At 68.1% G+C, this 15,674-nt stretch carries 9 protein-coding genes; 2 read left to right on the top strand and 7 right to left on the bottom strand.

Annotated elements, in window-relative coordinates:
* Positions 1–135: 135 nt before the first annotated feature.
* Positions 136–1,980 carry a diguanylate cyclase domain-containing protein gene (locus AC07VS_RS06010; protein WP_492350737.1) on the bottom strand — a complete coding sequence of 615 codons (1,845 nt, stop codon included), beginning with the start codon at positions 1,978–1,980 and terminating at the stop codon, positions 136–138.
* Between the two features lie 125 nt (positions 1,981–2,105).
* Here AC07VS_RS06010 and AC07VS_RS06005 point away from each other — a divergent pair, with 125 nt between their 5' ends.
* Together AC07VS_RS06005 and AC07VS_RS06000 are read left to right on the top strand one after the other, a co-directional pair.
* Entirely contained in the window at positions 2,106–2,789 is a 684-nt protein-coding gene (locus tag AC07VS_RS06005; RefSeq protein ID WP_492350738.1) for a glutathione S-transferase family protein, read from the top strand.
* A 19-nt stretch (positions 2,790–2,808) separates the two neighbouring features.
* Positions 2,809–4,080: a multifunctional CCA addition/repair protein gene (locus tag AC07VS_RS06000; protein ID WP_492350739.1), complete on the top strand. Its 1,272-nt coding sequence runs from the start codon at positions 2,809–2,811 to the stop codon at positions 4,078–4,080.
* A gap of 13 nt (positions 4,081–4,093) precedes the next feature.
* Here the strand turns inward: AC07VS_RS06000 and AC07VS_RS05995 are convergent, their stop codons facing one another.
* The 6 genes from AC07VS_RS05995 to AC07VS_RS05970 form a co-directional block, all read right to left on the bottom strand.
* Positions 4,094–4,795 (bottom strand): glycine zipper 2TM domain-containing protein, encoded by a 702-nt coding sequence (locus tag AC07VS_RS05995; protein WP_494750433.1) that lies wholly within the window; start codon positions 4,793–4,795, stop codon positions 4,094–4,096.
* A gap of 96 nt (positions 4,796–4,891) precedes the next feature.
* Positions 4,892–6,355: an efflux transporter outer membrane subunit gene (locus AC07VS_RS05990; protein ID WP_494659164.1), complete on the bottom strand. Its 1,464-nt coding sequence runs from the start codon at positions 6,353–6,355 to the stop codon at positions 4,892–4,894.
* Positions 6,352–9,501, bottom strand: coding sequence for a multidrug efflux RND transporter permease subunit (locus tag AC07VS_RS05985; RefSeq protein WP_492350742.1), 3,150 nt, complete (start codon positions 9,499–9,501; stop codon positions 6,352–6,354). The genes AC07VS_RS05990 and AC07VS_RS05985 overlap by 4 nt, the downstream gene beginning before the upstream one ends.
* A 760-nt stretch (positions 9,502–10,261) precedes the next feature.
* Positions 10,262–13,339: an MdtB/MuxB family multidrug efflux RND transporter permease subunit gene (locus tag AC07VS_RS05980; protein ID WP_494750432.1), complete on the bottom strand. Its 3,078-nt coding sequence runs from the start codon at positions 13,337–13,339 to the stop codon at positions 10,262–10,264.
* A gap of 53 nt (positions 13,340–13,392) precedes the next feature.
* Complete coding sequence (locus AC07VS_RS05975) at positions 13,393–15,036, bottom strand: MdtA/MuxA family multidrug efflux RND transporter periplasmic adaptor subunit (protein WP_494750431.1); 1,644 nt, start codon at positions 15,034–15,036, stop codon at positions 13,393–13,395.
* A gap of 103 nt (positions 15,037–15,139) precedes the next feature.
* Positions 15,140–15,613 (bottom strand): MarR family winged helix-turn-helix transcriptional regulator, encoded by a 474-nt coding sequence (locus AC07VS_RS05970; protein ID WP_494750430.1) that lies wholly within the window; start codon positions 15,611–15,613, stop codon positions 15,140–15,142.
* Positions 15,614–15,674 lie beyond the last annotated feature (61 nt).

Genomic DNA, 15,674 nt, shown 5'->3' with positions numbered 1-15,674 from the left:
TACTTTCTTTGGCGAAGCAAAGAAAGTGAGGCGGCCGCCGGGCCGCAACCCCGGCCTCCGCCCTGAAACAAAGAGCAGAACCACCAGAGCGAAGCGACACCAAACAACCCACAACAAGTGGACAAGGCTCGCCCCTCACAACCCCCTGGGCAAACTCGCAAACACATCCGGCAAATCCTCGTGGAAGGCAAACCCCGTCTGCCCATCCTGCTTGACGTGGTACATCGCCCGATCCGCCGCCCGCAGCAGCCCCGGCAGATTGGCCCCATCGTCCGGGAAGCGCGCCAGACCCAGGCTGGCCCCCACGCTCAGGGGGTGGCCTTGCCACGCCATCGGGGCACGCAGCGACTGCAGCACGCGGTGGGCCACCTGCCCCAGGCGCTGGCGCTCGTGCAGGCCGGTGAGCAGGATCACGAACTCATCGCCCCCCAGACGGGCCACGACATCGGCGGGCCGGACCTGCTCACGCAGGCGCCGCGCGACCTCCTGCAGCATCTGGTCGCCGGCTTCGTGGCCGAAGCGGTCGTTGATCGGCTTGAAGTCGTCCAGGTCCAGCAACAGCAGCGCATGCCGCTGGCCGGGCTGCAGCAGTCGCTGCGCCACCTGGGCCAGTCCGGCCCGATTGGCGGCCCCAGTCAGGGTGTCGGTTTCGGCCACGATGGCCAGGTGCTCGGCACGGGCATGCAGTTCGGTCTGCGCACGGCGCAGCACACGGATGCGGGTGCCCAGGGCCACGGAGAACACCAGCAGCTCAGCCGCCACCCCCAACTGCAGCACGTTCAGATGCATCGCCGTCCAATGCAGCACGCCCCAGTTCGACAGCACCAGCAAAAAAGCCGCAACAAAGACCACGATCAGCCCCAGGATGTAAAGACCCGCCGGCCGGTAGCCATGGCGCAACCCGAGCAAGGCCCCGGCCAGACCCGTGACGGCCCCCACCATGGAGCCGATCTCGGTGGCCGACACCAGCCAGCGCCAGTGCCCCATGAGGCCCAGCACCATCGACAGCAGCATCAAACCCATCAGGCCCTGTGCCAGGCGATCGACCAGCGGGGCATAGCGGGCCAGGTCCAGGAAACGGCGGGCGAACAGGATGGCCCCCACAATCCACGTCGCCGGCGCCAGCACATAGACCCACTCGGCCCACCCGGGCTGGTCTGGCCACAGGTAACGCGCCACATGACCATTGAAGCTGGCAATCGTGAGCAGCGCGCTGGCGCAATTCAGCAGGTAGTACGCGTACACACGGTCACGGAACAACACCAGCAGCACCAGGTTGTAGGCCAGCATGCCCAGCAAAATGCCGTAACTCAAGCCGTCGAACAGGCGCTTGGTCTGCACCCCGGCCATGTACTCGCCGGTGTCCCAGGCCGTCAGCGCATAGATCTGGCCCAGGCGCGAGACGGCACGCAGGTAGATCACGTAGTCGCCGGGCTGCGCCAGGTGAAAGCGGTACACCATGCGCTCCGCGCCCAGCGGGCGGGCACTGTAGGGGTGGGTGATGCCCATGACCACAGGGGGCGCCAAAGCCTGCCCTGCAGAGTCATAGGGGCCGTGAAAAGCCAGCTCGCTGGCAGCCACCGAAGGCACTGAAATCAGCCAGTCGCCATCGCGGCCCAACTGACGCACGGGGATGCGAAACCAGTAGGGCTGGGTGTTCATGTTGGTGGCCACCGGCCGGGTCGGGACTTCAAAGCGCGCCTGGTTCGCAGGGGCGCGCACGTCGTCCACGCTCAAGTGTCCTGTGGTGTCCACGAACACCCCCATCACCCCGGCCAGGGGCAAGCCTTCGGCGCCGGCGCGCAAAGTCAGCTCAGCCCCACCGCCTGGCGACCGGACGGCCTGGCGCCCACCGGCCTGCGAAAGCACCAGTGCCAGCAAGGCCAGCATGAACAAGAGTACGGCCCCGCCGGCCCACCACTGCGCCACGCTCAGACGCCGCGGCTCCCACACGGACGACAGCCAATCACGCAACAACATGCAACAAGTGTAGATGAGGCCGCTGCAGAGGCTCCGTCAGCGTGGCATGATGCTGGCCTCTCGAAACTGCCGGACGCCTCGCCTCTGGCACCGGTCGGGGCCCGGCCCCTGCGGAAGGAAAGCACATGCTCAAGCTGGTGATCGGCAACAAGAATTACTCCTCGTGGTCCATGCGGCCTTGGGTGCTGCTGCGCCAGGCCGGCATCGAGTTCGAAGAGGTCAAGGTGCGCTTCGACTCTTTCGCACCCGATTCTGCTTTCAAGCGCGCGCTGGCCCGCCTCAAGGTGGCCGGCAAGGTGCCCGTGCTGTTGGACGGCGATCTGGCGATCTGGGACACGTTGTCGATCGCCGAGTACCTGGCCGAAGCCTTCCCCGAAAAACAGCTGTGGCCCACCGACCGCAAGGCACGCGCCCGCGCGCGCAGTCTGTGCGCCGAGATGCACTCGGGCTTCACCGCCCTGCGCAGCCACTGCCCCATGAACATCGAAGCCAGCCTGCCCGACGTCGGGGCCCTGGTCTGGCGCGACCACGCCGGCGTGCGCGCCGACGTCGAACGACTGGAAACCCTGTGGCGCGATGCCCTGGCTGACCACGGCGGCCCCCTGCTGTTCGGCGAGTTCAGCGTTGCCGACGCCTACTTCGCACCGATCTGCACCCGCTTGAACACCTACGGGCTGCCCATGTCCGACACGGTGGCCGCCTACGTGCAGCGGGTGATGGCCCTGCCCGGCGTGCGGGCCTGGGTCGACGACGCACTGGCCGAGCAGGACTTTCTGGCCTTTGAAGAACCCTACCGCCTCAAGCGCTGACACCCCGGGACACGTGGCCATGCAGATCTTCCTGGTGGGTGGTGCGGTGCGCGACGCACTGCTGGGCATGCCCGTGCAAGACCGCGACTGGGTGGTGGTGGGTGGCACCCCCGAGGCCATGGCGGGCCTGGGCTTTGCGCCAGTGGGCAAGGATTTTCCGGTGTTCCTGCATCCGCAGACCCATGAGGAATACGCGCTGGCCCGCACCGAACGCAAGAGCGGACGCGGCTACAAGGGTTTTGTGGTGCAGGCCTCCCCCGATGTGCGCCTGGAAGACGACCTGGCCCGGCGCGACCTGACCATCAACGCCATTGCCCAGGCGCTGCACCCCGACCCAGCCACCGGGCGCATCGACCCGGAGCACCCCGGTACGGGCAGCCTGATCGACCCCTGGGGGGGACAACAAGACCTGCAAAAGCGGGTGCTGCGCCATGTGACTCCGGCTTTCCGCGAAGACCCGGTGCGCATCCTGCGCGTGGCCCGCTTTGCCGCCCGCTTCCCCGACTTCACGCTGGCGCCCGAAACCCTGGCCCTGATGCAGGACATGGTCGAGGACGGCGAAGTGGACCACCTGGTGCCCGAGCGGGTGTGGCAGGAGCTGGCGCGCGGCCTGATGACCGAGCGCCCGTCGCGCCAGTTCGAGGTGCTTCGGGCCTGCGGTGCGCTCAAGCGCCTGCTGCCCGAGCTCGACCGCCTGTGGGGCGTGCCCCAGCGGGCCGACTACCACCCCGAGGTGGACACCGGCGTGCACGCCATGATGGTGCTGGACATGTCAGCCCGCCTGCAGGCCCCGCTGGCCGTGCGCTACGCCTGCCTGGGCCACGACCTGGGCAAGGGCACCACGCCGGCCGACGTGCTGCCGCGCCACATCGGGCACGAAGAACGCAGTGCCCGTCTGCTGAAAGACGTGGCCCAGCGTCTGCGCGTGCCAGTGGACTGCCGCGAGCTGGCCGACGTGGTCGCGCGTGAACACGGCAACCTGCACCGCAGCAGCGACTTCGGGGCCGCCGCCCTGGTGCGCCTGCTGGAGCGCTGCGACGCCCTGCGCAAGCCCGAGCGTTTTGAAGAGATCCTGTTGGCCTGTGAATGCGATGCGCGAGGGCGTCTGGGGCTCGAAGAAAAACCCTACCCCCAAGCCGTGCACCTGCGCCAGGTGCTGGCGGCAGCGCGCTCGGTGATCACCGCCGTGGTCGCGGCCGAAGCGGCTGCCCGGGGTGCCCAGGGCAAAGCCGTGGGGGACGCCGTGCACGCGGCCCGGGTGCATGCCGTGGCCCAGTCCATGGGCCTGTGACAGGCCCATGGGTTCAGCGCCAGTGGCGACCGCCCCCGTGGTAACCCCCGCGCCACCCTCCCCAATAACCCAGGCCCAGACCCAGGCCAAAAGTGGCGGCCGGGTAGTAGGACGGCGCATAGTACGTAGGCGCGGCATAGACCACCGGCGGTGCGCTCACGTAGGTGGTGGCAGGGTAGGTTTCGGTATAGACCGTCTGGGCCACGGGCGGGGCATACACCGGTGCAGCGACCGGTGCGGCCACCTGCTGGGCCACCGGGCTGACCTGCAACTGCACCGTGGGGCCCGGATCGCTGGGCATCTGGGCGCTGTACTGGCGGCCACCGTACTCATAGACCACGTTGTAGCCCACGGCACGGTTTTCGTACACGGTCTGGGTGCTGCACTGCTGCACGTTGCTGACCTGGGCCGGGGCCGAGCCCTCGATGCTGTCGCCCAGGATGGCGCCCCCCATGACCCCGGCCATGGTGGCCACGGCACGCCCGGCGCCACCGCCCACGGCATTGCCCAGCGCCCCGCCAGCCACGGCGCCCATCAGGGCCCCCGCGCCCGACTTGGGGGGTTGCACAGCCACCTGCTGCACCGTGCAGCTGGGGCGTTGCACCGCCACCTGCTGGTAGACCGGGGTGGACGAGATGACGCGACCTTGCTCCTGGGCCTGGGCGCCCGTGGCGGCCAGCAACAGGGCCGAACTGATGACGATGACGGGTTTCATGGTGATGTGCCTCCGGCAAGAATGCCTTGATACCCTGATTTTGAAAGCAAATCGCGCTCAGGGTTCCTGCTCGCCGTGTAAAGAAAATCGGGCCCTTCAGCGCGGTGCCGTGGCCGGCGGGGCCAGCGGAGCATCCCAACGCCCAGCCGCATTCTTGAGCAACTGCCCCACGGCGAGCAACTGACGGTTCTTCACGCTGGTCAGTGTGTTTTCGGCGCTCAAGGCGGTGGATTGAGCGCTGATCACGTTCAGATAACTCACCGTACCGGCCTTGTACTGGTTCTCGGTGATGGTCAGGGCACGCTGGGCCGCCTCCAGGGCCTCGGCCTGCACGGCTGCCTCGTCACGCAGGGCTGCCACGGCCACCAGGTTGTCTTCCACCTCCTGGAAGGCGGTCAGCACCACTTGCCGGTAATTGGCCGCTGCCTGATCCACGGCAGCCAAAGCCTGGTTGGTGACAGCCTCGCGGCCGCCGGCATCAAACAAGGCCAGCGCCAGACTGGGGCCCAGCGACCAGAAGCGATGCGGCAGACTGGTCAGGTCGGCCCATTGGTTGGCCCGGTAGCCCGCGCCGGCCGACAAGGTCAGCGCCGGGAAGAAGGCCGCCTTGGTCACCCCCACCTGGGCGTTGGCGGCCGCCACGCGGCGTTCGGCCGCCGCGATGTCGGGGCGGCGCTGCAACAGCGTGGCCGGCAGCAGTGGCGGGGCCTCGGGCAGCCGGGGCAGGCGGGCCGTCACCGGCAGGCTGAAGTTGGCCGGGGCCTCGCCCAGCAACACGGCGATCGCATGCTCGAGTTGGCTGCGCTGCAGGCGCAGCTCGATCAGCTGGGCCTGGGCCGACTTGAGCTGGGTCTGGGCCTGCGCCACATCGGCCGACGAGGCCACACCGGCGCCGTAGCGGTTGCGGGTCAGCTGCAGCGATTTGTCATAGGCGGCCACGGCCCGCGCCACCGACTCGGCCTGTGACTCGACGCTGCGCAAGGAGAAATAGCTTTGCGCCAGCGAGATCTGCACCGACAGGCGCGCGGCCAGCAGATCGTCACGACTGGCCTGCAACTGGGCACCGGCCACGTCGACCGCTCCGGCCAGGCGGCCCCACAGGTCGGCGTCCCAGCTGGCATTGGCCGAGGCCGACACGATGTTGACCGGGCTGGCCGAGGTGCTGGTGCCGGTGCTGCTGGTGGTGCCGCTGCGGCTGCGCGTCTCGCCCAGGCTGCCCGTGACCGTGGGGTAGCGCGCCGCGCGGCTGGAGGCCAGGCTGGCCTCGGCCGTGCGCCACTGGGCCAACACGGTCTGCAGGTTCTGGTTGTTCACCAGCACCCGGGTCTGCAGGCCCGTCAGCACGGGGTCGTCGAACTGCAACCACCAGTCGTCCGGGACGTCGGGGCTGGCGGCATGGGCCGCCTGCCAGCCGGCTTCGCGAAAGGCGGGCGCCGTGGCTACTTCGGGGCGTTGGTAGACGGGCGCTTGCGAGCAGGCGCCAAGGAGCAGCAACAGCGCCAGCGCGGCACACGGGCGCAGCGGGAACCGCGACAAGCTAGGCGGGGAAGACAACATCATGGAGCAGCACTTTCAACAGACAGGGCCGGTCGCGGCAGGGCAACCGCAGCGGCAACGGTGGCAGCGGCACGGCGGCGCGCCCGGCGTTGGCGCAGGCGGTCCATGCAGACAAACACCACCGGCGTGGTGTAGAGCGTGAGCAGTTGGCTGAACAGCAGGCCGCCCACGATGGCAATGCCCAGCGGGCGACGCAGCTCGGCCCCGTCACCGGCGCCCAGTGCCAAAGGCACCGCGCCGAAGATGGCCGCCACCGTGGTCATCAGGATGGGGCGCACCCGCAGCTGACAAGCGCGGTAGATGGCCTGGGCCGCCGTGAGCCGGGCCCCGGTCTCGGCCGCCCGCCGCTGCCGGGTGATGGCAAAGTCGATCATCATGATGGCGTTCTTCTTCACGATGCCGATCAGCAGGATGACCCCGATCAGCGCGATGATCGAGAACTCGGTGTCGGTCAGCATCAGCGCCAGCAAGGCGCCCACGCCGGCCGAAGGCAGCGTGGAGAGAATCGTCACCGGGTGGATCAGGTCCTCGTACAGGATGCCCAGCACCAGGTAGATGGTGATCAGCGCCGCCAGGATCAGCAAGGGCTGGCTGGACATGGACTTCTGGAACGCCCCCGCCGTGCCGCCAAACGAGCCGCGCACACTGACCGGCACCCCCAGGGACGCCACGGCGTTGTTCACCGCCTCGGTGGCCTGCGACAGCGACACCCCGGGCGCCAGCGCAAAGCTGATGGTGGTGTCGGGCGCACCGGCCTCGTGCGTGACCGACAGCGGCGTGTTGGTCAGCTCTACCCGGGCGAAGGCCGACAGCGGCACCTGCGCCCCGCTGCTGCTGGTGAAGCGCAGCTGCAGCAGCGACTCGGGCGACTGCTGGTACTCGGGCGCCAGCTCCATCACCACGCGGTACTGGTTGAGCGGGTTGTAGATCACCCCCACCTGGCGCTGCCCGAAGGCATCGTTGAGCGTGGTGTCGATGGCCGCCAGGCTCAGCCCCAGGCGGCTGGCCTGATCGCGGTCGATCACCAGCGAGTTCTGCAAGCCCTTTTCCTGCATGTCGGAGTTCACGTCCACCAACTCGGGCAGCTGCATGATGGCGCGCCGGATCGGCGGCTCCCAGGCGCGCAGGTCTTCCAGCGTGTCGGCCAGCAAGGTGTACTCGTACTGCGAATTGGAGCCCCGCGCCCCGATGCGGATGTCCTGCACCGGCACCATGAACAGGGTGGCGCCCGGCTCCTTCGAGAGCTTGGCCCGCAGGCGGGCCACCACCTGGTCGGCGCTCACGCCGCGCACGGCCAGCGGCTTGAGCGAGATGAACATCGACGCGGTGTTGCGTTGCCCACCGCCCGTGAAGCCGCTCACCGACTCCACCGCCGGGTCGCTGCGCACGATGCCCATGAAGCGATCCAGCCGACGCTGCATGGCCTGAAACGAGGTGGCCTGGTCAGCGCGGATGTTGCCCATGATGCGGCCCGTGTCCTGCTGCGGGAAAAAGCCCTTGGGCACCTCGCGGTACAGGTAGACGTTCAGCCCCACCACACCGGCCAGCAGCAGCAGCGTGATCGGTTGCCAGCGCATGGCCAGCGCCAGCGTACGCCGGTAGGCACGCTGCGCACCGCGTCGCAGCCGCAGTCCCAGGCGCGCCCAGCGCCCGGGTTGGGCCGCCGGCGCATGGGATTTGAGCAGCACCGAACACATCATGGGTGTGGTGCTGAGCGACACCACCATCGACACCAGGATGGCCACCGACAGCACCACGGCAAACTCACGGAACAAACGCCCCACCACCCCCCCCATGAGCAGCACCGGGATGAACACCGCGATCAGCGAGAGGCTGATGGACACCACGGTGAAGCCAATCTCACGGCTGCCCGCCAGCGCGGCCTGCAAAGGCGTCTTGCCGCGCTCGATGTGGCGCGAGATGTTCTCCAGCACCACGATGGCGTCGTCCACCACAAAGCCGGTGGCCACGGTGAGGGCCATCAACGAGAGGTTGTCCAGGCTGTAGCCGCACAGGTACATGACACCGAAGGTGCCGGCCAGCGAGGCCGGCACCGCCACGCTGGGGATCAACGCCGAGCGCAAGTGGCGCAGGAACACGAACACCACCAGGATCACCAGCCCCACCGAGATCGCCAGCGAGCGCTCCACCTCGCGCAGCGAAGCACGGATGGTGGGGGTGCGGTCCACCGCCACCCCCAGGTCGATGGCCGTCGGGATCGAGGCGCGCAGCTGCGGCAGCAGGGCCCGCACCTCGTCCACGGTCTGGATGATGTTGGCCCCAGGCTGCTTGAAAAGGATCAGCAGGATGGCCGGCTTGCCGTCGGACACGCCGTAGTTGCGCACGTCCTGCACCGAGTCGATGACCTGGCCCACGTCGCGCAGCCGGATCGCGTTGCCGTTGGCATAGCGCAGCACCACGGGCGCGTACTCAGCCGCGCTGAAGGCCTGGTCGTTGGCGCCGATCTGCCAGTTGCGGGCACCGTCTTCCACATTGCCCTTGGGCCGGTTGGTGTTGGTGGCCACCAGGGCGGCCCGCACGTTGTCGATGGCAATGCCACTGGCCGCCAGCCGGCCCGGGTCCAGTTCGACCCGCACCGCCGGCAGAGCCCCGCCCCCCACCACCACCTGGCCAATGCCGTTGACCTGGGCCAGGCGCTGCGCCAGCACGGTGGAGGCGGCGTCGTACATCTGGTCGCGCGCCAACACATCCGAGGTCATGGACAGGATCAGGATGGGCGAATCGGCCGGGTTCACCTTGCGGTAGGTGGGGTTGCTGGGCAGGCCCGTGGGCAACAGGGCGCGCGAGGCATTGATGGCGGCCTGCACATCGCGCGCGGCGCCATTGATGTCTCGGTCCAGATCGAACTGCAGCGTGACCCGCGTGTTGCCCAGCGAGGACGAGGAGGTGATCTCGGACACCCCCGCAATGCTGCCCAGCGCGCGCTCCAGCGGCGTGGCCACCGTGGTGGCCATGGTCTCGGGGCTGGCGCCGGGCAGGCTGGCCGACACCGAGATGGTGGGGAAGTCGACCTGCGGCAGGGGGGCCACCGGCAGCATGAAGAAGGCGATGATGCCAGCCAGGATGATGCCCATCGTGATCAGGGTGGTCGCGATGGGGCGGCGGATGAATGGTTCGGAGAAGTTCATGTTTTGAGCCTCTCAGTTGCGCAGCTGGCGCTTGCTGGCGCTGGTTGTGTTCGCCGCTGCGCTCTGGTCGTTCTGCTATTTGTTTGAGGGCGGAGGCCGGGGGTTCGTCCCGGCGGCCGAGGCACTTTTCTTTGCTTCGCCAAAGCAAAGTACCCAAAAGAAAGGCGACCCGAAGTCAGGGCCACTTCGTGGTTCCCTGCGCTGCTCGCGCCAGGGGGGTCCCCGCTAAACTCGCTGCGCTCAGACAGACGCGGGGCCTGATCCCCCTGGCACTCCGCTGCTCGGCCCTGCCCCACGGGAAAGGCGGGTGCGGGCGAGCTTGCGAACGCACTGACGAAATCAGTCGCGCCTGTGCATCCAGCGGCGCTGGTGTATCGGTGTTGGTTGTATAGGGCAGAGCGCCAATGCGCACCCGCGCTGCGAAGCAGCCGCGCCTTCTGATTGAAACAAACAGGCGTCGCTGCGCAGCAGCAGCCGTCGGTTCCCGATCCCACCTTCCCGTTGGGCACGGCGAGCAGCGCAGACTTGGGCGGAAAAAGGGCTCGCGTCTGTTTGAGCGCAGCGAGTTTAGCGAGACCCCGCCCAAGCTGAGCAGCGCAGCGGACCCTGCGCAGCAGGGCGTGCACGTCGGGTCGCCTTTTTTTGCTTACTTTTTTTGGCGAAGCAAAAAAAGTGAGGCGCCCGCCGGGGCGCAATCCCGGCCTCCGACCTGAAACAAGGCATGCAGCTAGAAAAGCGCCACGGCGATCACGAACGCCGTTCATGCTCGTGCCTCCCGCCACCGCCGAGCCAGCCCAGCAAAGCTCAAATAAATCACCGGCGTGGTGAACAAGGTCAGCATCTGACTGACGATCAGCCCCCCCACCATGGTGACCCCGAGCGGATGCCGCAACTCACTCCCCGTCCCGGTGCCCAGCATCAGCGGCAGGGCGCCCAATAAAGCCGCCAGCGTGGTCATCAGGATGGGCCGGAAGCGCAGCAGGCAGGCCTGGTAGATGGCATCGCGCGGGGCCAGACCCTGCTCTCGCTCGGCCTCCAGGGCGAAGTCGATCATCATGATCGCGTTCTTCTTCACGATGCCGATCAGGAGCACGATGCCGATGATGGCGATGATGCCCAGGTCCAACCGGGCCGCCAGCAGGGCCAGCAACGCCCCCACCCCGGCCGAAGGCAGGGTGGAGAGGATGGTCACCGGGTGGATGTAGCTTTCATACAGCACGCCCAGCACGATGTACATCGTCACCACCGCGGCCAGGATCAGCAGCAGGGTGTTGGTCAGCGACGCCTGGAAGGCCAGGGCCGCGCCCTGGAAGCCGCTCTCCACGCTGGCCGGCAGGTCCATGGCCGCCTGCTCGGCCTTGATGGCCTCCACCGCCTCACCCAGCGAGGCCCCGGGCCCGGCGTTGAAAGAAATCGTCACCGAGGGGATCTGCCCCGCGTGGTTGACCGCCAGCGACACCGGGCGCTCGGTGACCCGGGCCACCGTGCTGAGTGGCACCACCCCGCCCGCGCTGGTGGGCACGTACAGGCGCGACAGGGCCTGCGGGCCCAGTTTGTCAGCGGGCTTGACCTCCAGCACCACCCGGTATTGCGTGGTCTGGGTGAAGATGGTCGAGATCAGGCGCTGGCCGTAGGCGTCGTACAGCACGGCGTCGATGCCGGCCACCGTGACGCCCAGGCGCCCCGCCGCATCGCGGTCAATGTCGACCCAGGCCTGCAGGCCTTGATCCTGCAGATCGGTGGCCACGTCGGCCAGCTCGGGGCGCTTCTTGAGTCGCTCCACCAGGTCACGGGCCACACGGCCGAGCTCATCGATGTTGGGCGAGGACAGCATGAACTGGTATTGCGTGCGCGCCACCCGGTCTTCGATGGTCAGGTCTTGCACCGGTTGCATGTACAGCGCGATGCCGGGCACGGCCTTGAGATTGGCCGTCAGGCGCCGGATCACCTCGCTGGCCGTCACGTCGCGCGCTTCACGCGGCTTCAGGTTGATCAGCATGCGGCCGGCATTGAGCGTGGCATTGGCGCCGTCCACCCCGATGAAGGACGACAGGCTGGCCACCGCCGGGTCTTGCAGCACCTGCTCGGCCAGGGCCTGCTGGCGCTCGGCCATGGCGGCGAACGAGGTGTCCTGCGAGGCCTCGGTGATGCCCTGGATGACCCCGGTGTCCTGCACCGGGAAAAAGCCCTTGGGCACCCAGAGGTAGAGCAAGGCCGTCAGCCCCAGCGTGGCGGCAAAGACCAGCAGGGTCAGGGCCTGACGATCCAGCACCCAGCACAGCATGCGGCCATAGCCGGCAATCATGCGGTCGAAGAAGCGGCCCGTGGCCTGGTACAGGCGGCCGTGGCTTTCTTCGGGCGTGTGGCGCAGCACCCGTGCGCACAGCATGGGCGTGAGCGTGAGCGAGACCACGGCCGAGATCAGGATGGACACCGCCAGCGTGATGGCGAATTCGTGAAACAGGCGCCCCACCACATCGGCCATGAACAACAGCGGGATCAGCACCGCGATCAGCGAAATGGTCAGCGAGATGATGGTGAAGCCGATCTGCTTGCTGCCCTTGAGGGCCGCCTCCAGCGGGCTGTCGCCCTCTTCCACATAGCGCGCGATGTTCTCGATCATCACGATGGCATCGTCCACCACAAAGCCGGTGGCGATGGTCAGCGCCATCAGCGTGAGGTTGTTGATCGAGAAGCCGGCCAGGTACATCACCCCAAAGGTGCCGACCAGCGACAGCGGTACCGCCACCGCCGGGATCAACGTGGCCGAGACACTGCGCAGGAAGATGAAGATCACCATCACCACCAGGGCCACGGCCAGGGCCAGTTCGAACTGCACGTCCTCCACCGAGGCGCGGATGGTGGTGGTGCGGTCGGTCAGCACCTGCACCTCGACCGACGCGGGCAACGTGGCCTTGAGCTGGGGCAGCAGGGCCTTGATGCGGTCCACCGTCTCGATCACGTTGGCCCCAGGCTGGCGCTGCACGTTGAGAATCACGCCGGGCTGCAGATCGGCCCAGGCCGCCAGCCGCAGGTTCTCGGCGTCGTCCACCACGGCAGCCATGTCCTTGAGGCGGATCGGGTTGCCATTCTTGTAGGCCAGGATCAACTGGGCGTACTCGCGCGCCGACTTGAGCTGGTCGTTGGCGTCCACGGTCGAGGCGCGGGAGTAGCCGTCGAAGCTGCCCTTGGCCTGGTTGACGTTGGCCGCCGTGATGGCGGTGCGCACGTCCTCCAGCGTGAGGCCGGCCGCAGCCAGCACCGCCGGGTCGGCCTGGATGCGCACAGCCGGGCGGCGCCCGCCTGCGATGCCCACCATGCCCACACCGGCCACCTGAGAGATCTTTTGCGCCACACGAGACTCGACCAAATCGTGCACCCGGATCACCGGCAGCGTGGGCGAGGTGATGGCCAGGGTCAGGATGGGGGCGTCGGCCGGGTTCACCTTGCTGTAGGTGGGCGGCATGGGCAGGTCACTGGGCAGCAGGTTGCTGCCGGCATTGATGGCGGCTTGCACCTGCTGCTCGGCCACGTCGAGCGTCACATCGAGCGTGAAGCGCAGGGTGATCACCGAGGCCCCCCCCGAACTGGTGGACGACATCTGCGACAAGCCCGGCATCTGGCCGAACTGTCGCTCCAGCGGCGCCGTGATGGACGAGGTGACCACATCGGGGCTCGCGCCCGGGTACAGGGTGGTGACCTGGATGGTGGGGTAATCGACCTCAGGCAGGGCCGACAGGGGCAGCAGCCGGTAGGCCAGCAGGCCCACCAGCAACAAGGCCACCATCAGCAAGGAGGTGGCCACCGGCCGCAAGATGAAAAGGCGCGACAGGTTCATGCGGAGGTGCTCCACCGCAAAGCGGGCTTCGGTAGCACAGCGTGGCGCATGGCTCAGCCCCCGCTTTCGCGCTGCTGGCGACGCTCACGCAGCTTTTGCAAATAGGCGCGACGCTCCTCGGGCGGCATGGCCTTGAGCTTCTCCACCAGCTCGGGCGGCAGGGCGTCCATCCAGCGCGGGCGGGCTTCGCCCTCGGCACTGGTGCCCGGGGAGGGAGCGGCAGAGGGTGCGGATGCCGAGGCGTTGGCCGGGGCAGCAGCATTGCCCTTGGAAGATGCGGAAGATGCGGAAGGTGATGTGGGCGCGGCGGCCGCATCGCTCTGGCTCTGGGCCGGGGCTGCCGCGGGCTTTCCTGCACCCGCCTCAGGGCCCGCGGCGGCGCCTGCTGGGGCCCCAGAGGGGGCACCCGCACCGGGCCGGCTGCCGCGCTTGGCTTCGATCACCTCTACCTTGGCGCCTTCACGCAGGCGGTCGGCACCGTCGGTGACCAGGCGATCCCCCGGCTCGACCTCACCCTCGATGGCCACCCAGTCGCCATCGACCGCGCCGGTCGTGACCTTGCGCAGCGTGACGCTGCCATCGTCCTTCACCAGGTACACAAAGGTGCCCATGCTGCCCCGCTGGATGGCGTTGTTGGGGGCGACCAGGGCGTTGGGCAGGGTGTCGAGCTGCAGCCGGATGTTGACAAACTGGTTCGGGAACAGCGTGCCATCCGCGTTGGGAAACTCGGCCTTGAGCTTGATGGTGCCCGTGGTGGTGTCGATGGCGTTGTCGGTGGTCAGCACCCGGCCCTGGGCCAGGCGCTTGCGCTGCTCGCGGTCCCAGGCCTCCACGGCCAGCACACTGCCCTTGGCCTGCAGGCGCCGCGTGATCTGCGGCAGGTGAGCCTCAGGCACGGCAAACACGACCGCGATCGGCTGCGTCTGGGTGATGGTGACCAGCCCGGTGGTGTCACTGGCGTGCACGATATTGCCCAGGTCGACCTGGCGCAGGCCCAGGCGCCCGCTGATGGGCGCGGTCACCCGCGTGTAGGAGAGCTGCAGGCGCGCGTTGTCCACCTGGGCCTGATCGGACTGCACCGTGCCTTTGAGCTGGCCCACCAAGGCCTCCTGGGTGTCCACCTGCTGCTTGGCGATCGAGTCCTTGGCCAGCAGATCGCGGTAACGTGCCAGGTCCAGCTCGGCATTCTTCAATTGCGCGGCATCGCGCTGCAGCTGGCCCTGCATCTGGGCCAGCGCAACTTCGTAGGCTCGGGGGTCGATCTCCGCCAGCAAATCACCCGCCTTCACCTGTTGGCCTTCCGTGAACAGGATGCGGCGCAACTCGCCATCCACGCGGGCTCGCACCGTGGCGGTATTGAGCGCCGTGATGGTGCCAATGGCATTGACTGACACCCGCAGGTCCTGGCGCTTGGCCGCCCGGGCCGACACCGGCTGGGGCCGGTTGCCGGCGCCGAAACGGCGCGCCCCGGCCGCGGCGCCAGCCCCTTCGGCCGCGCCCTCGGGGGGCGTGGCGCCCTGCTTCTTCCAGTACCAGGCACCACCGGCCCCCAGGCCCAGCAGCAGGATGAGCAAGCCGACCAGCCCCGCGCGGGAACGGCGCCGCGGCGGAGGCAAGCCCCCCGCCGGGGTCGGCAGGGGCGCAGCAGACACGGGAGACAAGGCGCTGGGTTCGGAGTGGGCGTTGGGGTCGGTCATGGAAGATCAGCCAAGGTTCGGGACAGGCCCGGGACAAAAGGGGACAACAGAAATGCCGCAGGCAGGGGGCGCAGACCCCAGCGGGCCGAGAGGGCACCGGGGCTCATTCGCTGAGTTGGGCACGAAAGCCTCCGGTCGCGCTGAGCGATTGCTCCAGACGATCCAGCAGACCGCAGGCCTGCTGCAGCAGGGCGAGCTCATCGGCGGGCAAGGCAGCCAAGTGGGCGGCCATGGCCTGCTCGGCCGCCTCCACCGCGGCGCGCAGGCCTGCCACTCCGGCTGGGGTAAGGGCCAGCAGCGAGCGGCGTCCGTCAGCCGGGTCGTCAGAGCGACGCACCCAGCCCTCAGAGGCCAGCTCGGCGAGCAGGCGGGTGAGCGATTGCAATCGAACGCCTTCGCCGCGAGCCAGTTCGGTCGGGCTCATGGCGCCCTGCCGGCCCAGGCGACTGAGCACGCTGAGCTTGAGCGTGCCCATGCCCTCGGCCTCCAGGCCTGGGCGCAGACGGCGCGCCAACTGCAGCACACTCGCGCGCAGCTGCACGGCACATTGAAGAGGAGACAGGACAGGGGAACTCATGCCAACACCCGAAAACGCCCTAAATACCAAGCTTTGACTTGGCAATTATGGTAAGCGATTT

It is taken from the genome of Curvibacter sp. GW821-FHT01G03, from assembly GCF_059422285.1.
Note: the sequence above shows the minus strand (reverse complement) of the source record. Positions and strands in the feature narration are given on the sequence as shown.

Coding starts and splice junctions, on each gene's coding strand:
- AC07VS_RS06010 (WP_492350737.1), bottom strand. CDS start 1,980: ATGTTGTTGCGTGATTGGCTGTCGTCCGTGTGGGAGCCGCGGCGTCTG.
- AC07VS_RS06005 (WP_492350738.1), top strand. CDS start 2,106: ATGCTCAAGCTGGTGATCGGCAACAAGAATTACTCCTCGTGGTCCATG.
- AC07VS_RS06000 (WP_492350739.1), top strand. CDS start 2,809: ATGCAGATCTTCCTGGTGGGTGGTGCGGTGCGCGACGCACTGCTGGGC.
- AC07VS_RS05995 (WP_494750433.1), bottom strand. CDS start 4,795: ATGAAACCCGTCATCGTCATCAGTTCGGCCCTGTTGCTGGCCGCCACG.
- AC07VS_RS05990 (WP_494659164.1), bottom strand. CDS start 6,355: ATGATGTTGTCTTCCCCGCCTAGCTTGTCGCGGTTCCCGCTGCGCCCG.
- AC07VS_RS05985 (WP_492350742.1), bottom strand. CDS start 9,501: ATGAACTTCTCCGAACCATTCATCCGCCGCCCCATCGCGACCACCCTG.
- AC07VS_RS05980 (WP_494750432.1), bottom strand. CDS start 13,339: ATGAACCTGTCGCGCCTTTTCATCTTGCGGCCGGTGGCCACCTCCTTG.
- AC07VS_RS05975 (WP_494750431.1), bottom strand. CDS start 15,036: ATGACCGACCCCAACGCCCACTCCGAACCCAGCGCCTTGTCTCCCGTG.
- AC07VS_RS05970 (WP_494750430.1), bottom strand. CDS start 15,613: ATGAGTTCCCCTGTCCTGTCTCCTCTTCAATGTGCCGTGCAGCTGCGC.